Origin of the sequence: uncultured Albimonas sp., assembly GCF_963977235.1 — a bacterium.
Taxonomy (GTDB): domain Bacteria; phylum Pseudomonadota; class Alphaproteobacteria; order Rhodobacterales; family Rhodobacteraceae; genus Albimonas.
Window position 1 is genome coordinate 21,319 of record NZ_CAXBOD010000012.1, and the last position, 20,557, is coordinate 41,875.

General features: G+C 71.5%; 19 protein-coding genes. 14 read left to right on the plus strand and 5 right to left on the minus strand.

Annotated elements, in window-relative coordinates; genetic code table 11:
• Positions 1–79: 79 nt before the first annotated feature.
• Positions 80–2,098 (minus strand): transketolase, encoded by a 2,019-nt coding sequence (gene tkt / locus AAC134_RS08550; RefSeq protein WP_339948658.1) that lies wholly within the window; start codon positions 2,096–2,098, stop codon positions 80–82.
• 261 nt (positions 2,099–2,359) lie between these two features.
• Between tkt and AAC134_RS08555 the strand changes: the two genes are divergently transcribed.
• Both AAC134_RS08555 and AAC134_RS08560 read left to right on the plus strand, forming a co-directional pair.
• On the plus strand, positions 2,360–2,698 hold the full coding sequence (locus AAC134_RS08555) for a hypothetical protein (RefSeq protein ID WP_339948659.1): 339 nt from the start codon (positions 2,360–2,362) through the stop codon (positions 2,696–2,698).
• 56 nt (positions 2,699–2,754) lie between these two features.
• Positions 2,755–3,447, plus strand: coding sequence for a cell division protein ZapA (locus AAC134_RS08560; RefSeq protein WP_339948660.1), 693 nt, complete (start codon positions 2,755–2,757; stop codon positions 3,445–3,447).
• 377 nt (positions 3,448–3,824) lie between these two features.
• Here AAC134_RS08560 and AAC134_RS08565 read toward each other — a convergent pair whose 3' ends face one another.
• Positions 3,825–4,544 (minus strand): PAS domain-containing protein, encoded by a 720-nt coding sequence (locus AAC134_RS08565; protein ID WP_339948661.1) that lies wholly within the window; start codon positions 4,542–4,544, stop codon positions 3,825–3,827.
• A gap of 355 nt (positions 4,545–4,899) precedes the next feature.
• Between AAC134_RS08565 and AAC134_RS08570 the strand changes: the two genes are divergently transcribed.
• The 3 genes from AAC134_RS08570 (at position 4,900) to AAC134_RS08580 (ending at position 7,150) form a co-directional block, all read left to right on the plus strand.
• Positions 4,900–5,805 (plus strand): YicC/YloC family endoribonuclease, encoded by a 906-nt coding sequence (locus tag AAC134_RS08570; RefSeq protein WP_339948662.1) that lies wholly within the window; start codon positions 4,900–4,902, stop codon positions 5,803–5,805.
• Between the two features lie 83 nt (positions 5,806–5,888).
• Entirely contained in the window at positions 5,889–6,626 is a 738-nt protein-coding gene (gmk, locus tag AAC134_RS08575; RefSeq protein WP_339948663.1) for a guanylate kinase, read from the plus strand.
• The gene (locus AAC134_RS08580) at positions 6,623–7,150 is read left to right on the plus strand and encodes a gamma carbonic anhydrase family protein (RefSeq protein WP_339948664.1); all 528 of its coding nucleotides are present in this window, start codon (positions 6,623–6,625) and stop codon (positions 7,148–7,150) included. The genes gmk and AAC134_RS08580 overlap by 4 nt, the downstream gene beginning before the upstream one ends.
• Positions 7,151–7,432: 282 nt before the next feature.
• Here the strand turns inward: AAC134_RS08580 and AAC134_RS08585 are convergent, their stop codons facing one another.
• Positions 7,433–8,191, minus strand: coding sequence for a histidine phosphotransferase family protein (locus tag AAC134_RS08585; RefSeq protein ID WP_339948665.1), 759 nt, complete (start codon positions 8,189–8,191; stop codon positions 7,433–7,435).
• Between the two features lie 54 nt (positions 8,192–8,245).
• Between AAC134_RS08585 and AAC134_RS08590 the strand changes: the two genes are divergently transcribed.
• The 3 genes from AAC134_RS08590 to AAC134_RS08600 all read left to right on the plus strand — a co-directional run bounded on the left by AAC134_RS08590 (position 8,246) and on the right by AAC134_RS08600 (position 10,280).
• Complete coding sequence (locus tag AAC134_RS08590; RefSeq protein WP_339948666.1) at positions 8,246–8,416, plus strand: DUF3553 domain-containing protein; 171 nt, start codon at positions 8,246–8,248, stop codon at positions 8,414–8,416.
• Positions 8,417–8,580: 164 nt separating this feature from the next.
• On the plus strand, positions 8,581–9,441 hold the full coding sequence (locus AAC134_RS08595) for a GNAT family N-acyltransferase (protein WP_339948667.1): 861 nt from the start codon (positions 8,581–8,583) through the stop codon (positions 9,439–9,441).
• Positions 9,438–10,280: a 1-acyl-sn-glycerol-3-phosphate acyltransferase gene (locus tag AAC134_RS08600; protein ID WP_339948668.1), complete on the plus strand. Its 843-nt coding sequence runs from the start codon at positions 9,438–9,440 to the stop codon at positions 10,278–10,280. Before AAC134_RS08595 ends, AAC134_RS08600 begins: the two co-directional genes overlap by 4 nt.
• A 141-nt stretch (positions 10,281–10,421) precedes the next feature.
• On the opposite strand, the gene AAC134_RS08605 is transcribed toward AAC134_RS08600, so the two are convergent.
• Both AAC134_RS08605 and AAC134_RS08610 read right to left on the minus strand, forming a co-directional pair.
• Positions 10,422–11,048 (minus strand): thiamine phosphate synthase, encoded by a 627-nt coding sequence (locus AAC134_RS08605; RefSeq protein ID WP_339948669.1) that lies wholly within the window; start codon positions 11,046–11,048, stop codon positions 10,422–10,424.
• A 324-nt stretch (positions 11,049–11,372) separates the two neighbouring features.
• A complete protein-coding gene (locus AAC134_RS08610; protein ID WP_339948670.1) occupies positions 11,373–12,836 on the minus strand; it encodes a short-chain fatty acyl-CoA regulator family protein in 1,464 nt (487 codons plus the stop codon).
• 293 nt (positions 12,837–13,129) lie between these two features.
• On the opposite strand from AAC134_RS08610, the gene AAC134_RS08615 reads away from it, so the two are divergent.
• The 6 genes from AAC134_RS08615 (at position 13,130) to acs (ending at position 20,514) form a co-directional block, all read left to right on the plus strand.
• Positions 13,130–14,473, plus strand: coding sequence for a substrate-binding protein (locus tag AAC134_RS08615; RefSeq protein ID WP_339948671.1), 1,344 nt, complete (start codon positions 13,130–13,132; stop codon positions 14,471–14,473).
• Between the two features lie 221 nt (positions 14,474–14,694).
• On the plus strand, positions 14,695–15,723 hold the full coding sequence (locus AAC134_RS08620) for a branched-chain amino acid ABC transporter permease (protein ID WP_339948672.1): 1,029 nt from the start codon (positions 14,695–14,697) through the stop codon (positions 15,721–15,723).
• 3 nt (positions 15,724–15,726) lie between these two features.
• A complete protein-coding gene (locus tag AAC134_RS08625) occupies positions 15,727–16,896 on the plus strand; it encodes a branched-chain amino acid ABC transporter permease (protein ID WP_339948673.1) in 1,170 nt (389 codons plus the stop codon).
• Between the two features lie 11 nt (positions 16,897–16,907).
• Entirely contained in the window at positions 16,908–17,672 is a 765-nt protein-coding gene (locus AAC134_RS08630) for an ABC transporter ATP-binding protein (protein ID WP_339948674.1), read from the plus strand.
• Positions 17,669–18,445 carry an ABC transporter ATP-binding protein gene (locus AAC134_RS08635; RefSeq protein WP_339948675.1) on the plus strand — a complete coding sequence of 259 codons (777 nt, stop codon included), beginning with the start codon at positions 17,669–17,671 and terminating at the stop codon, positions 18,443–18,445. Before AAC134_RS08630 ends, AAC134_RS08635 begins: the two co-directional genes overlap by 4 nt.
• 113 nt (positions 18,446–18,558) lie before the next feature.
• A complete protein-coding gene (acs, locus tag AAC134_RS08640) occupies positions 18,559–20,514 on the plus strand; it encodes an acetate--CoA ligase (RefSeq protein WP_339948676.1) in 1,956 nt (651 codons plus the stop codon).
• The last annotated feature ends 43 nt before the right edge of the window (positions 20,515–20,557 follow it).

A 20,557-nucleotide genomic window follows, 5' to 3' on the forward strand; every position in this document is an offset into this window, starting at 1 on the left:
CCGTCCGGAAGCGTCGGGCGCAACGAGAAAGGGCGCGGACCGCCAGGTCCGCGCCCTTCTCATGTCGCGAGCGAAAGGCTCAGAGCAGGCTCTTGGCCTTCTCGGCCGCGGCCTCGGCGGTGATGCCGAAGTGCTGGTAGAGCTCGGGTGCGGGGGCCGAGGCGCCGAAGCCCTCCATCCCCACGAAGCCCGCCTTCTTCGAGGCGCCGCGCTCGCCCGACAGCCACTTGTCCCAGCCGAAGCCGGTCAGCGCCTCGATGGCGACGCGCACGGGGCCGGCGGGAAGGACCCGCTTGCGGTAGGCCTCGTCCTGGGCCTCGAACAGCTCCCAGCAGGGCATCGAGACGACGCGCGTGCCGATGCCCTCGGCCTGCAGCAGGTCGCGGGCGGCGAGCGCGATCTCGACCTCCGAGCCGGTGGCCATCAGGATCACCCGGCGCTTGCCCTCGGCCTCGGCCAGAACGTAGGCGCCCTGGGCGGTGAGGTTCTTGGAGCTGTACTTGGTGCGCACCGTCGGCAGGTTCTGACGCGACAGGGCCAGCACCGAGGGGGTGCCGGCGGTGGTCAGCGCCAGCTCCCAGGCCTCGGCCGTCTCGACCGCGTCGGCGGGGCGGAAGACGTGCATGTTGGGCGTCGCGCGCAGCATCGCCACATGCTCGACCGGCTGGTGGGTGGGGCCGTCCTCGCCCAGGCCGATGGAGTCGTGGGTCATCACGTAGGTGACCTGCGCCCCCATCAGCGCCGACAGCCGCATCGCGCCCCGCGCATAGTCGGCAAAGCACAGGAATGTGCCGCCGTAGGGCATGCAGCCCCCGTGCAGCGCCAGGCCGTTCATTGCCGCGGCCATGCCATGCTCGCGGATGCCGTAGTAGACGTAGCGGCCCTTGCGGCTGTCCACGTCGAAGGTCCCGAGGTCCTTGGTCAGCGTGTTGTTCGACCCGGTCAGGTCGGCCGAGCCGCCGATGGTCTCGGGCATCACCGGGTTGATCGCGGCCAGCGCCATCTCGGAGGCCTTGCGGGTCGCGACCTTGGGCGCGTCCTCCGACAGCTGCTTCTTGAGCTTGCGGATCGCGCCCGCGAGCTTCCTGGGCGCCTCGCCGGCGATCACCCGCTCGAACTCCGCCTTCTTGGCGGCCGAGAGCTGGTCGAGGCGGACCTCCCACTGGTAGCGCTCGCCGGCGCCGCGCTTGCCGATCTCGGCCCACTGGGCGGCGACGTCGTTGGGGATCACGAAGGGCGCGTGGCTCCAGCCGTAGATCTCGCGCACGGCGGCGATCTCGTCGGCGCCGAGCGGCGAGCCATGGGCGCCGGCGGTGTCCTGCTTCTTGGGCGAGCCGTAGCCGATGTGGGTCTTGCAGGCGACCAGCGTCGGGCGGTCGGACTTCTTGGCCGCGGTCAGAGCGCGGTCGATGTCCTCGGGGTCATGGCCGTCGCAGGACAGCACCTCCCAGCCCGAAGCCGCGAAGCGGGCCAGCTGGTCGGTGGCGTCCGACATCGAGACCTTGCCGTCGATGGAAATCCCGTTGTCGTCCCACAGCACGATCAGCCGGCCGAGCTGCTGGCGCCCCGCGAGGCCGATGGCCTCCTGGGAGATGCCCTCCATCAGGCAGCCGTCGCCGGCGATCACCCAGGTGCGGTGGTCGACGATCTTGCGCCCGAAGCGGGCGGCCATCGATTCTTCGGCCATCGCCATGCCCACGGCGGTGGCCAGGCCCTGGCCCAGCGGGCCGGTGGTGGTCTCGATGCCGGGCGCGTGGCCGAATTCGGGGTGGCCGGCGGTTCTGGCGCCCAGCTGGCGGAAATTCTTCAGCTGCGCGATGTCCATGCCCGGCGTGCCGGTCAGGTGCAGCAGCGAATACAGCAGCATCGAGCCGTGGCCCGCCGACAGCACGAAGCGGTCGCGGTCGGCCCACTCGGGGTGGGCGGCGTCGAACTTCAGGTGGCTCTCGAACAGGACCGTCGCCACGTCGGCCATGCCCATCGGCATGCCGGGGTGGCCGGAATTCGCCGCCTGGACGGCGTCCATGGCCAGCACGCGGATCGCGGCGGCCTTCATCCAGTGCTCGGGGTGCGAGGCGCGGAGGGTAGCGATGTCCACTGGCGTCGCCTTTCGTCGCTGGGTGCGGAGGGGAACGGGCGCGCGCGTCATGCAACGCGCGCGCAGGGGGGTCAAGGCGGCGCGGGGGCTTTTGGCGCCTGCGAACGGGCGCCGGCGCCGCGTCGCGCCCGCTTGACGGGGCCGCGCGGCGGTGGTCGGATCGGCGCCAAGCTTCTGGAACGGGGCAGGATCGAGGAGCACGGGCGAGTGCAGGCGCGCAGCACGGAAATCGCGACGGCCAGACGGGCCTTGTCGGCCGCCATGAGCGAGCTGGAGGCCGCGGTGGCCGCGGCGCGGGCCTTTCCCGCGACCGCGGACGGCGACCCCTTGCTGGAGGAGGCGCAGGCGACCGCGCGGGCCGCGCTCTCGCGCGTGGCGGAGATGGAGTCGCGCCTGGCCGAATCCGAGGCCGCCCATGACGCGGCGGCCGCCGAGCGGCAGGCCGCCGCCGCCGCCCGCGACGCGGCCCTGGCCGAGCGCGCCGCCGCCGCCCGCGAGATCGAGGCCCTCAAGGCCGAGGTCGAGGCGCTGAAGGCCGCTCGCGCCGAGGATGCCGCGATGATCGAGGAGGCGCTGTCGGAGCTGCGCGACGTGGTCTGAGACCGCCCCCCGCCGCCGCTTTCCCCACAGCCGCCCCGGGCGAGGAGACCCGCTGAATGGCCGACCTGGACATCGCCATCGCCGGACGCAGCTATCGCGTCGCCTGCGCCGACGGCGAGGAGGAGAACCTGACCGAGGCCGCCCGCCTGGTCGCCGCCGAGGCCGAGAGCCTGCGCGAGCAGTTCGGCACGCGCTTCGCCGCGCTGCCCGAGACGCGGATGCTGCTGATGGCCTCGCTGATGCTGGGCGACCGCTTCCGCGCGCATCTGGCCGAGGAGGCCTCCGCCCTCTCCGGACTGTCCGAGGCGCCGGCCGCGCAGGCCGAGCCCGCGCCCCAGGCCGGATTCTTCGACGATCCCGTGCAGAGCTCGCGCATCTCGGAGCTCGAGGCCGCGCTCGCCGAAGCGCGGGAGGGGGAGCTGGCCGCGCTCGCCGCCCTCGAGGAGGCCGCGGGCCGGATCCGGGCGCTTGCCGGCGAGATCGCCGAGGACGGGCTGGCCGAAGAGGACGAGGACGACGAGGCGCTCGACGACTTGGAGGACGAGGCGAGCCTCGAGGCGAGCCTCGAGTCGCCGGCGGATGTCGCCCCCGAGGCCGACCTCCCCGAGGCTGACCTTCCAGACGCGGCGCCGGACGCCGAGGACCTGCCCGAAGAGGACGTCCCTGAAGACGATCTCGAGGGCGACCCCGAAGACGACCCCGAGGAAGATCGGCCCGACGCGCAGGACCCGCTGGCCCCGCGCAGCTGATTTCGCCCGCCGACGGTCACGGCGTCAGGCGCGCGCGCCTGAGCTCCCGCCCGTGGTTCCGATCGCTGCGCCGCCCCTCGTCGCTGCTGACGACACGGTCGCGGCGGCCGGCTGACGCGCCTGCTCGCAAACGGCAAAGAGCGCCCGCGGGCCGGCACGCCCGCGAGCGCTTCCCGATCCGGCCGCGGATCGGGGGTGGAGCCGGGAAACTCGGCGCGCCCCCACGCGCGCCAGCGCGGCCCATGCCCTCCCGCGCCATTCTGGCGCCTCGCCGACGAACCGCGTCCCACGGGCGGTTCAACGCGCCGGGAGCGACCCGGCGTCGGCGATCGGGGAGGGCGGGCGGCGGCCAGGTTCCCCGGCCCCGCTCCGCCCCGTCAGTCCTTGACGATGCGGAGATTCGGTCGACGGCTCGCACCCCGGGGGCCGGAGGCGGCGCCATCGCCCTCGATCGCGGTCAGACGGGGCCGCGCATCCTGCGCGCCCACGCCCCGCGAGAACGCCGACGTCGGCGCGGCAAAGCCGGTCGCGTCGGTGAAATCGGCGACGCCCAGCGGATCGGCGAAGCGACGCTCCGGATCCTCGCGGCGCAGCTCGGGGTCGGTCTCGATCGGAGTCAGCCGCGCGCCGAGGCAGCGCAGGCGCAGCGGCGGCGCCACCCGGCGGCGCGGGCCCTCGGCCTCGAGGTTCACGCAGCCGATCACCCGCGCGAGGTCCCCGATCTCGGAGCGCAGCGGCAGCAGCAGCGCCTCGCCCGGCCAGTCGGTTCCCGCGCCGTCCAGGGCCCGCAGCCTCATCACCCCGATCCCCGGCGTGCGCAGAACCCGGCGGGCGAGGTCGGGCATCTCGACCTCGTGACCCGGCGCCATCACCGTCTCGGCGACGCAGCCGCGGGCCTCCATGCCCAGCCACTCGCACAGCCGCGTGCCGGCGAGCCGGAAGCGCATCTGGCCGTTGTCGAGGGCTTCGAGGATGAACATCGTTTCGAGCGAACCGGAAATCCGGCGCGGGTCGACCTCCGACCGGCACGGCGCGTCGCGGCCGGCCCTCAGGTCGTTCCAGTAGCGGTACAGGGCCTGGGTGTTCGGATGGTCCATGACGCTTTCGATTTTGCGGTAATTTCTTATCATTTCCACCCGTCCCGATCCAGTCCTCATGGAATTCACGGACCCCACCGCGAAATTCGCCTGCTCCAAGGCCCGGGGCGCGTCGACCTGCGTCGTCACCCCGTCCTCTCTGTCTCTAATTTGCAGCGAATCTTCGCCGGACGGGAGCGACGAGAAGGTTAACGATTTGCTAATCGTCCTTAACGGGGACCGGAGCGCGCGAAGACGGTGTTTTCGTCGGGCCGGAACGCGCGGCGGCGCGCGGGTCGGTTGCCCGGCCCGCGGCCCGCGGCTATGGTCCGCCCGCCCGCAAATGCCGGGCGCGCGATTTTCCAGAGGGTCGCCGATGCAGAGCATGACCGGCTTCGCCGCCGCCGAAGGGGGCGAAGCCCAGCTGACCTGGCGGTGGGAGCTGCGCTCGGTGAACGGGCGCGGGCTCGATCTGCGCTGGCACGGGCCCGAGGGCCGCGACGCGATCGAGCGCGCCTTCCGCGAGGCGGTGAAGGCGCGGCTGGCGCGGGGCTCGGTCTCGGCGAGCCTGCGGCTGTCGCGTCGCCCGGGGGCGGTCACGGCCCAGATCAACGAGGCGGCGCTGGCCACGGCGCTCGCGACCGCCGCCCGGGTCTCGGCCGCCGCGCGGGAGGCGGGCTTCGCCGTCGCGCCGCTGTCGGTGGAGGCGCTGATGGCCCGCCCCGGCGTGCTGGAGGCCGCCGAGATCGAGGAGGACGATCCCGCCCGCCGCGTGGCGCAGGAGGCCGCGATGCTCGCCGACGGGGAGCTGGCGCTCGAGTCGCTGGCCGCAGCGCGGGCCGAGGAGGGGGCGCGACTGCGCGAGATACTCGCGACCCAGGTCGACCGGGTCGCTTCCCTGACCGACGAGGCCGAAGCCGCCGCCGCCGCGCGCGCGACGCAGGCCGGCCCGGCCCTGACCCGCAAGGTCGAGGCGCTGGTCGCCGCCGGCGCGCCCGCCGAGGTCGGCGCGGAACGTCTGGCTCAGGAGCTGGCGCTGCTGGCGGTGAAGGGCGACGTGCGCGAGGAGCTCGACCGCCTGCGCGCCCACGTCGCCGCCGCGCGCGACCTGCTGGCCGCGCAGGGTCCGGTGGGCCGGCGCCTCGAGTTCCTGGTGCAGGAGTTCAACCGCGAGGCCAACACCCTGTGCTCGAAGGCCGATTTCACGGCGCTGACCGCGGCGGGGCTGGAGCTGAAGACGGTGATCGACCAGATGCGCGAGCAGGCGCAGAACGTCGAATGACGACGCGGGCGGCGGCTGCGCCGCGCGCGACCCCCCGGGGGCGGGGATGCGGGGACAGTCACGGGAGGCCGCGGGACGCGACGATGACCGGCACGGCGGACATGACCAAGACCCAGACGGGATCGCAGAGCGCTGCGCGCGCGCCCGAGAGCCCGGTGGCCCAGGCCCGCCGCGCGGCGGACGCGCGGCGGGGGCTGCTGTTCATTCTCTCCTCGCCCTCGGGGGCGGGGAAATCCACGCTCTCGCGGCGGATCCTGGCCAACGACGGGGGGTTCGAGTTCTCGGTCTCGGCCACCACCCGCCCGCCGCGGCCGGGGGAGGAGGACGGGCGGGAGTATCACTTCCTCGACCGCGATCGCTTCGAGGCGATGATCGGGGCGGGCGAGTTCCTGGAGCACGCCGAGGTGTTCGGCAATTTCTACGGCACGCCGCGTGCGCCGGTCGAGGCGGCGCTGGCCTCGGGGCGCGACGTGATTTTCGACGTGGACTGGCAGGGCGGGCAGCAGCTGCGCAACTCGGTCCTGAAGGACGCGGTTGTGTCGGTGTTCATCCTGCCGCCCTCGATCGCGGAGCTGGAGCGGCGGCTGCGGGCGCGGGGCCAGGATTCGGCCGAGGTGATCGGCGCGCGCATGGCCCGCGCGATGGACGAGATCAGCCACTGGGACGCCTACGACTATGTGTTGATCAACGACGACCTGGATCGATGCGAATCCGAGATCCGCGGGATTCTGGCGGCCGAGCGGCTGGCCCGCGCGCGCCGTCCGGGGCTGGTGGGCTTCGTGCAGGCGCTGAACCGGGAATTTCAGGAGAGGATGCGATGACCGTCTATGCCCTTGGCGACCGAGTGCCCGAACTGCCCGAGGACGGCGACGTCTGGGTTGCGCCCGGCGCCCATGTGATGGGCAGCGTGCGGCTGGGCCGGGGCGTCTCGATCTGGTTCGGCGCGGTGCTGCGCGGGGACAAGGAGTGGTTGAGCGTCGGCGCAGGCTCGAACATCCAGGACGGCACGATCTGCCATGCGGATCCGGGCGTGCCGCTGAGCGTGGGCGAGAACGTGACGGTGGGGCACAACGCGATCATCCACGGCTGCACGATCGGCGACGGTTCGTTGATCGGGATGGGGGCGACGGTGCTGAACGGGGCGAAGATCGGCAAGGGCTGCCTGATCGGCGCCAACGCCCTGGTGACCGAGGGCAAGGAGATCCCCGACGGCTGGATGGCCGTCGGCGCGCCGGCCAAGCCGGTGCGCGAGCTGACCGAGGCCGAGAAGGCGGGGCTGCTCGATTCGGCGCGCCGCTACCAGGAGAACAGCCGGCAGTTCCGCGACAGCCTGACGCCGCTCTGACGGCGCGGGCGGCCCTCGCGTCGCCTGCGGCTCCGCATCGCCCCGCCCGGCCGTCCCCCTCGGGGGGCTCCGGGGCGGGCCGGCGCGCTTCGGGGTCGGAGGGCCGCGGCAGGGCTGCGGCGTCAGGGACGGGGCCTCGGGGAGGGGGTTTCAGGGAGGGGGCGTCGAAGCGGCGGGGCCGCGGGCGGATTCCTGCGCGGGGGCGCCTGGCGCGGGAGCAAGCAAGCCCCGGGCCTCCGGGTGCGGGCGGCGAGCGCGAGGCTTCTTGCGCGCGGGGCGCGATCACATTCCGGGCGGCAGCAGCGCGGTCAGCGTCAGCGAGCCTTCGGCGGCGGCGAACCCCAGCCGCGCCTCGCTGGCGCGGGCGTGGGCGGCGGCGGCGACATAGTGAACCTCCCGCGGGGCGGGGGGCGCCTCGGCCGGGCGGCCGGCCAGCCAGTCGGCGGCCCCTGGCGCGGGCGTGGCCGTGGGCCCCTCCGCCGTCAGGGTGATCGCAAGGCCCGCGTCGCCCGGCGTCGTCTCGACCCGCACCAGCCCGCCGCGGGGCAGGGAGGAGACGGCGATCTGCATGAAGTTGAACATCAGCCGGGCGGCGGCGCGGGTGATCTCGGTTCCCTGCACGGCCCAGTCGAGGTCGGGACGCTGGAACTCGAACCAGGCGCGCGCGGTGCGCTGGGCGGCCGGGACGCCCAGCAGGTCGCCCGGGGGCGCCGCGCCAAAGGCGATGCGCAGGAACTGCAGGTAGGCGCTGGCCATGTCGGCGCTGCGCGAGATCAGCTGCAGCTCGGTCCCCTCGGCGCCACGGTCGATCTCGCGCAGCAGTTCGACTCCGTTGCCGATGGCTCCGACCGGCGATATCAGGTCATGGCAGATGCGCGAGCACAGCAGCGCCGCGAAATCCTCGGGCGCAAGGCCGGCCATCGCACCCTCGCCGGGAAGCGCGGCCTCGGGCGGGGCAGGCGCGGCCCGACGCTCGCCCGAGGCGGCCGGCGCTGCGGGCGCCGAGCGCGCGAAGGGGTCCGTCGACCAGGGGTCCGTCATGACGCGCCTTTCCTCAGGATACGGGACCCCGACGCTGATGGGACAGGGTTAAGAATGAATGAACACCTCGAACCCGGCGACCGCGTGAAGCTGCCCGGCGCCCCGGACTGGGGGGTTGGGCAGGTGCAGTCGGTGATCGGCGCCCGCATCACGGTCAACTTCGAGAACGCCGGCAAGCAGGTCATCGACGGCTCCCGCGTGGACCTTGAGGTCGTCTACGACTGACGCAGCGTCCGTCGCGGGATCGCCCCTGTCAACCGGCGCCCCGCCTGCACCCGCCTGCGACGGTTCGATGACAGCGCGTCGGCCCCGACCCGTTGCGCCGCACCGGCGCAATGCATATGGTCCGCCGCGCGCGCCGAGACGGGCGCGGCGGCTGGAGCTTCGGAATGGAGATCGACGCGGGTCGGTTCACGGTCCGCCTGGCGCGGGACGAGCAGGATATCGCTGCCGCCCAGCGTTTGCGCTACCGAGTGTTCGTGGAAGAGCTGGGCGCCTCCGCCAGCGACGAGGAGCGCGCCCTGCGGCGGGAGATCGACGAGTACGATCCCCACTTCGAGCACCTGATCCTGATCGACAAGGAAACCCGCTCCGACGACCCGCTTGACCGGGTCGCGGGCGCCTATCGTCTCATGACCACCACGCGGGCGAAGGCGGGGATCGGGTTCTACGGCCAGACCGAATACGACCTGAGCCTGCTGGAGACCTGCGGGCGCGACGCGGTCGAGCTCGGCCGCTCCTGCGTCGGGGCCGAGGTGCGGGGCGGGGCGGCGATGCATCTGCTCTGGACCGGGCTGGGCGAGTTCGTGACGGCCCGCAAGATCGAGATCATGTTCGGCGTCGCCTCGTTCCACGGGGCCGACCCCGAGCCGCTGGCCCATGCGCTGAGCTTCCTGCATCACAATCACCTGGCCCCCGAGGACCTGCGCGTGCGGGCGCGGCCCGAGAACTACGCCGCCATGGATCTGCTGCCCGCAGACGAGGTCGACCGCAAGCAGGCCGCGCGCCAGATCCCGGCGCTGATCAAGGCCTACCTGCGGCTGGGCGGCTTCGTGGGCGAGGGCGCCTGGGTGGATCACGACTTCAACACGGTCGACGTCTGCCTGCTGATGGACACCGCCCGGATGGTCGCCCGCTATCGCGACTTCTACGGCAAGGAGGCCAAGCCCGCCGCAGGCCGCGGAGGGGCGATGGCGATCCCGGGCGCCGGGTCCGGAGACAAGGCCGGGGGAGAGGGCGCGGGCGCGTGAGCGATCCGGTCTCGGACTTCTCCTGGGCCGGCCCGCCGCCGCCGCCGCTGCCCCGACCGACCGCGTGGGGGGTGATCGCCGCCTATGCGCGACTGGTGCTGGCGGTGCTGGTCACCGGGGTGCTGCTGTCGATCTATCTGATCTTCAAGGGGATCGAACGTCTGGTCCCCGCGTTGCGCGCGCGCGATCGGGTGCAGCGGGCGTGGGCGCGCGCCATGGCGGGCCTCGTCGGTCTGAGCGTCCGCGTGACCGGAGAGCCGATGGCCCACGGCGGCGCGCTGGTGGCCAACCACAGCTCGTGGTCGGACATCTTCGTGCTGGTGGGCGCGGCGCGGATGACCTTCGTCTCCAAGGCCGAGGTGCGTGACTGGCCGGGGGTGGGCTGGATCGCGGCGGTCTGCGGCACGGTGTTCGTCGAACGCAAGCGCTCGGCCGCCAAGGCCCAGGAGGCGGAGCTGCGCGCGCGGATGCTGGGGGGCGAGCGGCTGCTGTTCTTCCCCGAGGGGACCTCGACCGACAACCGCCGGGTGCTGCCGTTCCGCTCGACCCTGTTTGCGGCGCTGACGGCCGAGGAGCTGCGCGACGTCGCCTGGGTGCAGCCGGTCTCGGTGGTGTATCGGACCAATCCGGCGACGACGCTGCCCGACACTTTCTACGGCTGGTGGTCGGACATGGAGTTCGGCCCCCACGTCTGGTCGCTGCTGACGCTGAGCTTCGGGGGCGAGGCGGAGGTGGTGTTCCACCCGCCGATCGAGGTGGCCGGGATGCCCGACCGCAAGAAGCTGGCCCAGGCCAGCTGGCAGGCGGTGAACGAGGGGCTGCTCTCGCGTCTGCCCTGAACGTGCGCGGGCGCACGACCGTCTGCGGCGGCCGCGGGATCCGGGAAATCCGTCCGCCTCCGCGCACGGCCGGGACCCGAGCGCGCCCTGGGCTTGACCCGGGGCCTCCTGCGATCCGACCGCGCCGGGGGCCCGGCGGGATCAGCCGCGCAGGGCGGCGTCGATGTCCTTGAGATTGGCGACGAGGTCGCCCTCCCAGACCGAAGCCGCAGGCGCCGCGAAATCGGCGAAGGGGGCGAGGATCGCGGCCTGTGCGGCGTCGATCCCGCCCTCGGCCACCACCGGCACCTCGATCATCTGGGCCCACCACTCGAACAGCTCCAGCGGCGCGGGCTCGACGGGGCCGGCGGCGGGTTCGGGCACCACGGGGCCGAAGAGGACGTAGTCGGCGCCGGCCTCGCCCGCGATCATGCCGTCGTGGCGCGAGGCGCCGCAGTCCACGCCCAGGATGGCGTCGGGGCCGATGGCGGCGCGCACCTTCTTCAGGCTGGCGCCGGGCAGGCTCACCTGCACGCCGTCGAGGCCGAGCGGGCCGACCAGCCCGACATGGTCGCGGATCACCAGGGCGACGTCGGCGGCGTGGCAGATCTCGCGAAGGCGGTCGGCGGCGCGGCGCAGCTCGGGGTCCGAGGCGCCGGGCATGTCGAGGCGGACGGTGGCCACGAGTCCCGTGGCCAGCGCCGCGGGCAGGGCGGCGGCGATGGCGTCGAGCTCCCCGCGCGGCGGGGTGGCCAGGACGAGTCGGGCGGCGTCTTCGGCGTCGGTCATGGGGCGTCTCTAGTGCGGAACGGCGCGGAAGGGAATATGCGGCCGGGCGGCCCTCGCGTCCGCTGCGCGTCCGCAACGCCCCGCCCTGCCGTCCCCCTCGCAGGCCCGGCGCGGGCGGGGCGCCGCCAGAGGCCGGGGCGCCGGGCGCCGCGCTTGCAACGCCGCGCGCGACGCGGCCGGGAGCGTGACGTCGCCGCCGGCCCGCGCAGGCGCGGCGAGGGTTGGGAGCGAGCCGCGGAGTGTCCGTGTCGGCGCGGGCGGAAGCGGACCCGCGCGGGGGCGGCGAGGGATGGGATGACGGCCGCGGGACCGGACGAGGGCGCCTCAGCCCACCACCGGATCCTCGGCGCGGTGGCGGCAGTCCACGCGCGCGCAGACGCGGCAGTTGGGGCCCACGGGCTCGGCGGGCTCGCGCGGGCGGGGGGCGTAGACGGTGGCGGCCGAGGTCTCGCCCGGCAGCACCAGCACCGAGGCGAGGTGCACCGAGGGCCGGCCCCAGGCCGGCGGGTCGGCGGGCTCGGCGCGGGCCACGAACACCGCCCGCTCGCCGGCGGGGAACTCGGCGAGCTGGCGCAGGGTGCGGCCGGGCGAGGACAGCGCCCCGTAGAGCGCCCACAGCGGGCAGGCCGCGCCGTGGCGGGGCAGGGTGATCTCGGCCGCCAGGCGCCGCTGCAGGGTGACGCCGGCGGCGTTGATCCGCGCGTAGGCCGCGCGCGGCGCCGGCCCGCCGGGGCGGGCGAGGGTGGTCAGGCGGCGGGCGGCGGCGTCGAAGTCGACTCCGAAGCTGGCGGCCAGCGCATCGAGGTCCCAGCCGAGCGCCGCGCCCGTCGCCTCGAAGGGCGCGCGGGGCATCATCAGGGCGTCGGCTGCGTACTGCTCGAAGGCGGCCTCGGCGCGGCGGCGGGCGGCGCCCTCGCCCAGGCGGGGGCGGGCCTCGATCTCGTCTTCGATCTCCTGCGCGAAGCGCCGGCGCGCCACCGCGGTCGACAGCGCCCGGCGGCGGACCACCGGCGGCGCCTCGGGCGGGGCGACCGAGGCGCCGCCGCCGGGCAGGGCGGCGCGCAGGGCCCCGTAGATCGCCTCGGGGTGCATGTCGGCGGGGATCTCCTCGGCCGAGGGCTCCAGCGTCTCGAAGCGATTGCCGGCCTCCAGGAAGGCGTCCTCGACATCCTCGACGGGGGTCGAGGGGGCTTCGGAATGGGCCTCGTCGAAGAATCGGGCGAGTCCCTCGGCCACTTCCGAGGCGCGGGTGGATTCGCTCAGCAGGATCTCGTGGAAGCGTCGGCGCTGGGGGGCGTCGATGTCCTCGACGTCCTCCAGGATCTCGGAGGTGGAGCGCAGGGCCGCGACATGGGTCAGCATCCGGTGCAGGTGGTCCGAGAGCACCGGGTCGTGGGTCAGCCGGTCCGAGAGCGCCTCGACCAGGCGGGCGGCCTCGCGCCGCGCGGCCCAGGCGCGGGTCAGGGCGCGGCCCCAGTCGGGATGCCGGCCCAGCAGGTCGCGGGCGTCGTCGGGATCGAGGGCGAGGTCGGCGAACTCCGGCTCGGCCGCGATCTCGGAGAGGCGGTCGGCGAGTCGACGCTCGAGCGCGCCGTCGAGCTCGGCGGCGGGCACGCCCAGCGCGCTGGCGGCGCGCGAGACCAGGTCGGGGCTGGCGCGGCGCTTCTCGCGCTCGATCAGGTTGAGGTAGCTCGCCGAGATTCCCATCGTGCGGGCGAGCTCGGCCTGGCGCATGCCGGCCGCGCGGCGCCGCTCGCGGATGCGGAGACCGATCATCGTGGAAGGCAACCTGCATCCTCCATGCTGCACCTGCGCGCAACCCCGCCATGCGTCCCGTGCAAGGGTCTGGGATCATGGCGCTTTTGCGGCTCCCTGTAGACTATTTACAATCTCGCACATGCACAACGTCAAAAATTTACAAAAATATCCAGAGATAACAATGACTTGTTGACTTCTTGACGAAGCTGACCCAGAGTTCATCCAGGGCCAATGAGCCCAGACCGGTCGACGTCGCGCGCCAGGGAGGCCCTCGGGAGGGCGAGCGTCGTCGACCGGCGCAATCAATGCTTCGGGAGGTATTCATGGCGAACTTCACCATCAGCCGCCGCGGGCTGCTGAAGACCTCGGCGGTCGCGGGCGCCGGTCTTGCGGCCCCCATGGTCTGGCGGCGTCCGGCCTACGCCTACACCAACGAGCCGACCGGCTCCTCGGTGACGCTGGGCTTCAACGTGCCCCAGACCGGCGCCTACGCCGACGAGGGCGCCGACGAGCTGCGCGCCTATGAGCTGGCGGTCGAGCATCTCAACGGCGAGGGCGACGGCGGCATGCTGGCGACCTTCTCCTCGAAGGCGCTCGGCGGGGACGGGGTCAACGGCAAGAAGGTCGAGTTCGTCACCGGCGACACCCAGACCAAGTCCGACGCGGCCCGCGCCAGCGCCAAGCGCATGATCGAGCGTGACAGCGCGGTGATGATCACCGGCGGCTCGTCCTCGGGCGTGGCGATCGCGGTGCAGGGCCTGTGCCAGGAGATGGGCGTCATCTTCATGGCGGGTCTGACCCACTCCAACGACACCACGGGCAAGGACAAGAAGGCCAACGGCTTCCGGCACTTCTTCAACGCCTACATGTCGGGCGCGGCGCTGGCGCCGGTGCTGAAGTCCAACTACGGCGCCGACCGCAAGGCCTATCACCTGACCGCCGACTACACCTGGGGCTGGACCCAGGAGGAGTCGATCGCGGCGGCCACCGAGGCGCTCGGCTGGACCACGGTCGAGAAGGTGCGCACGCCGCTGGGCGCGGGCGACTTCTCGCAGTATCTCACGCCGGTCCTGAACTCGGGCGCCGACGTGCTGATCCTCAACCACTACGGCCGCGACATGGTCAACTCGCTGACCCAGGCGGTGCAGTTCGGGCTGAAGGGCAAGGAAGTCGGCGGCAAGAACTTCGAGATCGTGGTGCCGCTCTACTCCCGCCTGATGGCGCAGGGCGCGGGCGAGGCGGTGAAGGGCATCTACGGCTCGACCAACTGGCACTGGTCGCTTCAGGACGAGGGCTCGAAGGCCTTCGTGAAGTCCTTCGGCCAGAAGTACGGCTTCCCGCCGTCCCAGGCCGCGCACACCTGCTATGTGCAGACGCTGCTCTATGCCGACGCCGCGCAGCGGGCGGGCTCGTTCAACCCCTGCGACATCGCCGCCGCGCTCGAGGGCTACGAGTTCGACGGGATGGGCAACGGCAAGACCCTCTACCGGGCCGAGGATCACCAGTGCTTCAAGGACGTGCTGGTGGTGCGGGGCAAGGAGAACCCGACCTCGCAGTTCGACCTTCTCGAGGTGGTGGACGTCACCCCGGCCGAGCAGGTCACCTACGCCCCCGATCACCCGATGTTCGCGGGCGGCGAACTGGGCGAGTGCAACCCGGGCGCGTGATCCGCGCCTGAGCGAACCGGGCCTGCGCGCGTTCGCGCGCGGCCTGACGGGCGCGCCCCAGGGGTCGGGGCGCGCCCGACGAAACGTCGCCGGAAGCCCGCTTTCCGGCGGCGGCATCGGGGGCCGTCCCGCCTGGAGTCTCCTCCCCGGGCGTGACGGTCCCCACCCTTGCACACAATCGAAGGCCTGCCCCCGGGCCGCCTGCATTGGGAGCCGGCGCGATGGACGCGATCCTCCTCCAGATTCTGAACGGTCTCGACAAGGGCTCGGCCTACGCGATGATCGCTCTGGGTCTGACCCTCATCTTCGGCACGCTGGGCGTGGTGAACTTCGCCCATGGCGCGCTGTTCATGCTGGGCGCTTTCTGCTCCGTGTCGATCAACAAGCTGTTCTCGATGGAGATGATCGCCCTCTCCGACACCGAGACCACCGCCTGGGGCACGCCCCTCGAGATCCGCACCCCCTATGTCGAGGCCTGGTTCGGCGATTTCGGCCACTGGCTGAACGACTGGTCGGTGCCGGTGTCGATCATCCTCGCGATCCCCTTCATGCTGCTGGTCGGCCTGGTGATGGAGCGCGGGCTGATCCGCCACTTCTACAAGCGCCCCCACGCCGACCAGATCCTGGTGACCTTCGGTCTGGCGATCGTGCTGCAGGAGATCATCAAGGCCCTGTTCGGCGCCAACCCGATCCCCCAGCCCGCCCCCGACGCGCTCTCGGGCATGGCCGATTTCGGCGCGGCGGTGGGGATGGCGCCGGGCGCCATCGTCTATCCGATGTGGCGGCTGATCTACTTCCTGTTCGCCGCCGGCGTGATCGGCGCGGTGTTCTGCTTCCTGCGCTTCACCACCTTCGGCATGGTGGTCCGCGCCGGCATGGCCGACCGCGAGACCGTGGGCCTGCTGGGCATCAACATCGACCGGCGCTTCACCATGATGTTCGGCCTCGCCGCCTGCGTCGCGGGGCTCGCGGGCGTCATGTACACGCCCATTCTTTCGCCCGACTACCACCTGGGAATGGATTTCCTGGTGCTCAGCTTCGTCGTGGTCGTGGTCGGCGGCATGGGCTCGCTGCCCGGCGCCGTCGCGGCCGGCTTCCTGCTGGGCATCCTGCAGAGCTTCGCCTCGATGAACGAGGTCAAGCAGATCCTCCCGGGCATCGACCAGATCATCATCTACCTGGTCGCCGTCGTCATCCTGCTCACCCGTCCGCGGGGCCTTCTGGGCCGCAAGGGCGTGATGGAGGCCTGATCCATGACCAGCTCCAAGTCCGCCGACTTTCTCCTGCTGGCCGTCTTCACCGTCCTGGTCCTGGCGGGGCCGATCATCCTCGCGCCGTTCGGGGCGGGGTATCCCGACCTGCTGCAGAAGTTCGCGATCTACGGAATCTTCGCGATCGGCTTCAACATCCTGTTCGGGCTGACGGGCTATCTCTCCTTCGGCCACGCGGCCTTCCTGGGCGTGGGCTCCTACGCGGCCGTGTGGATGTTCAAGCTGCTGAGCATGAACATCGTCCCGGCCATCGTCTTCGCGGTGATCGTGGGGGGGCTGTTCAGCCTGCTGATCGGCTTCATCTCGCTGCGCCGCTCGGGCATCTACTTCTCGATCCTGACGCTCGCGTTTGCGCAGATGAGCTACAACCTCGCCTATTCGGTGCTGACGCCGATCACCAACGGCGAGACAGGGCTGCAGATCACGCTCGACGATCCCCGCGTGCTGGACGGGGGCGGGGCGGGGCAGCCGTTCTCGAACCTCTTCGGGCTGAACATGATCGACACGGTCCAGACCAGCGTGCTGGGCATGAACGTGCAGTTCAACGTGGGCTTCTACGTCTGCGCGGCGATCCTGATCGGGTGCTTCTACATCTCGATGCGCCTGTTCCGCTCGCCCTTCGGAATGATGCTCAAGGCGGTGAAGTCCAACCAGAACCGGATGAGCTACACCGGCCTGAACACCCGGCCGTACACGCTGGCGGCCTTCGTGATCTCGGGCATGTTCGCGGGGCTCGCGGGCGGGCTGCTGGCGGCGATGGATCCGCTGGCCGGCGCCGAGCGCATGCAGTGGACCGCGTCCGGCGAGGTCGTGCTGATGACCATCCTCGGCGGCGCGGGCACCCTGCTGGGCCCGGTGCTGGGCGCGGGTCTGATCAAGTATTTCGAGAACATCTTCTCGGCGATCAACGAGGGCGTGCTGATGGACTTCTGGTCCTTCCTGCCCGAGACGCTGCAGCATCTGGTGGTCTCGGTCTCGTCGCTGTTTGTGGGCGAGGGCTGGCACCTGACGCTGGGCCTGATCTTCATGGTCATCGTGACCTTCCTGCCCGGCGGCCTGATGGAGGGCGCGGCGCGCCTGGGCCGCCTCGTCACCAACCGCGGCAAGGGCGACAAGGCGGCCGCCCGCGCCGCCGCCGCCCCGGCCGAGTGAGGGAGGGAGCCATGGGAAACCCCATTCTCCAGGTCCAGAACGTCAACAAGCGCTTCGGCGGTCTCAAGGCGCTCGACGACGTCAATCTGACGGTGATGGAGGGCGGCATCCACGCCATCATCGGCCCCAACGGCGCGGGCAAGTCGACGCTGCTCAACACCTTCGTCGGCCGCCTGATCCCCGACACCGGGACGGTGACCTTCGACGGCCACAGCCTGATCGGGCGCAAGCCGCACGAGATCAATCAGCTCGGCGTCTCCCGCGTGTTCCAGACCCCCGAGATCTTCGAGGATCTGACGGTGGCCGAGAACGTGATGATCCCCGCCTTCGCCAGCCGCGACGGCGCCTTCCGCCTGCATGGCTGGGAGAGCATGTCGCGCGAGGCCGAGATCCGCGAGCGGGCGATCGCCTGCCTCGAGGACGTGACCATGGCCGACCGCCGCGAGATGCTGGCCAAGAACCTCTCGCGCGGGGACAAGCGGCGCCTCGAGATGGCGATGTGCCTGGTGCAGGAGCCCAAGCTTCTGCTGCTCGACGAGCCGACCGCGGGCATGGCGCGCGCCGACACCAACGCCACCATCGACCTGCTCAAGCGGATCGGCGAGGAGAAATCCATCACCATGGCGGTGATCGAGCACGACATGCACGTGGTGTTCAGCCTGGCCGACCGGATCTCGGTCCTCGCCCAGGGCCACGTCATCGTCGAGGACGAGCCCCGCAACATCAAAGGCAATCCCAAGGTGCAGGAAGCCTATCTCGGAGGAGCCCACCTGTGAGCCTGATCGAAGACGACCCCTACGCGAAGGTCCACAAGACCCCGAACCCGCGCAACGCCGGCACCCCGCCGGCCTATTTCTCCGCCTGGGACCTGCACGCCTATTATGGCGAGAGCTACATCGTCCAGGGCGTCAACTTCAACATCCACGAGGGCGAGATCGTCGCCCTGCTGGGCCGCAACGGCGCGGGCAAGACCTCGACCCTGCGCACCATCGCGCGGGCCGGGAACCCCGAGCTCAAGCACGGCGAGATCTGGCTGGACCACAAGCCGGTCCACGAGATGAAGGCCCACGAGGCCGCCCAGCACGGCATCCAGCTGGTCCCCGAGGACCGGCGCATCATCGCCGGCCTGACGGTCGAGGAGAACCTGCAGCTCGCCCAGATCGAGCCGCCCCTCGGCTGGTCGATCCAGCGCATCTACGAACTGTTCCCCCGCCTTGGCGAACGCCGCAAGCAGGAGGGGGTCACCCTCTCGGGCGGCGAGCAGCAGATGCTGGCCATCGGCCGGGCGCTGGCGCGCGACATCAAGCTGCTGCTGCTCGACGAGCCCTATGAGGGCCTTGCCCCGGTGATCGTGCAGGAGATCGAGAAGACGCTGGCCGAGATCAAGAAACTGGGCATCACCACGGTGATCGTCGAGCAGAACGCCATCGCCGCCTTGCAGCTTGCCGACCGGGCGATCATCTTGGACATGGGCCAGGTGGTCTTCGACGGGACCGCGGAGGAGGTCCTGAACGACGCCGCCATGCGGCAGGAGTACCTGGCGATCTGAGACTTCCGGAGGGGGCGACCTGCGCGCGCCCCGTCCTCATCATCGCGGGCGCGCCGCCCCGGGACGGACCGGCGGTCGAAGCGCGCCCCGGACAGCCCAGGAGGAGGACGCCCATGTCCGAGACCGTCGTTCCCGTGCCCGAGGAGGCCGCCAAGGGCGCCTCGATCACGGCCGAGCAGTACGAGACCATGTACAAGGCCTCGATCGAGGACCCGGAGGCGTTCTGGGACGATCACGGCCGCCGGCTGGACTGGATCCGGCCCTACACCACCGTGAAGAACGTCTCGTTCTCCTATCCCGACGTGCAGATCGAATGGTTCGGCGACGGCACGATGAACGTGGCGGCCAACTGCATCGACCGTCACCTCAAGGACCGCGCCGACCAGACCGCGATCATCTTCGAGCCTGACAGCCCCGAGGAGGAGGCGCAGCACATCAGCTACGCCCAGCTCCACGAGGAGGTCTCGAAGTTCGCCAACGTCCTCAAGACTCTGGGCGTGCGCAAGGGCGACCGGGTGGTGATCTACCTGCCGATGATCCCCGCCGCCGCCTACGCGATGCTGGCCTGCGCGCGGATCGGCGCGGTGCATTCGGTGGTGTTCGCGGGGTTCTCGCCCGACGCGCTCGCCGATCGGGTGAACGACAGCGGCGCCAAGCTGGTGATCACCGCCGACCATGCGCCGCGCGGGGGCCGCTCGACCGCGCTGAAATCCAACGCCGACCGGGCGCTGCGCCGCTGCGGCGACGACGTGAAGCTGCTGGTGGTCCGCCGCACCGGCGAGCAGACCACCTGGGTCGAGGGCCGCGACTTCCACTACGAGACGCTCGCCGCCATCGTCGATCCCGACTGCCCGCCCGAGGAGATGAGCGCCGAGGATCCGCTGTTCATCCTCTACACCTCCGGCTCGACGGGGAAGCCCAAGGGGGTGGTGCACACCTCCGCCGGTTATCTCGTCTACGCCTCGATGACCCATGAGCACGTCTTCGACTACCGCGACGGCGAGGTCTACTGGTGCACCGCCGACGTGGGCTGGGTGACGGGGCACAGCTACATCGTCTACGGGCCGCTGGCGAACGGGGCGACCACGCTGATGTTCGAGGGCGTGCCGACCTGGCCCGACGCCTCGCGCTTCTGGCAGGTGGTCGACAAGCACGAGGTTTCGATCTTCTACACCGCCCCCACCGCGCTGCGCGCGCTGATGGGCAAGGGCGACGAGTGGATCACCAAGTGCGATCTGTCGTCCCTGCGCATCCTCGGCACCGTCGGCGAGCCGATCAACCCCGAGGCCTGGAACTGGTATCACCGCGTCGTCGGCAAGGGGAAATGCCCCATCGTCGACACCTGGTGGCAGACCGAGACCGGGGGCATCCTGATCAGCCCGCTGCCCGGCGCGACGCCCCTCAAGCCCGGCTCCGCCACGCGGCCCTTCTTCGGGGTGCATCCGGTGGTGCTCGACGACCAGGGCAACGAGCTTGAGGGCGAGACCACCGGCGTGCTGGCGATCAAGGACAGCTGGCCCGGCCAGATGCGCACCGTCTGGGGCGATCACGATCGGTTCGTGTCGACCTATTTCGAGATGTTCAAGGGCTACTACTTCTCGGGCGACGGCTGCCGACGGGACGCGGACGGCTACTACTGGATCACCGGACGGGTCGACGACGTGATCAACGTCTCCGGCCACCGCATGGGCACGGCCGAGGTCGAAAGCGCGCTGGTCGCCCACCAGAAGGTCGCCGAGGCTGCGGTCGTGGGCTATCCCCACGACATCAAGGGCCAGGGCATCTACTGCTACGTGACCCTGATGGAGGGCGTCGAGGCGACCGAGGCCCTGCGCAAGGAGCTCTCGGACTGGGTGCGCACCGAGATCGGCCCGATCGCCAAGCCCGACGTGATCCAGTGGGCCCCGGGCCTGCCCAAGACCCGCTCGGGCAAGATCATGCGCCGCATCCTGCGCAAGATCGCCGAGAACGACACCGACGCGCTGGGCGACACCTCGACGCTGGCCGATCCGGGGGTGGTCGACGACCTGGTCGCCAACTCGGCCCACAAGCAGTCCGAGAGCGCCTGACGGGCGCCGCGCCTCGCGAAAGAACCCGAAAGGGGGCCCTCGG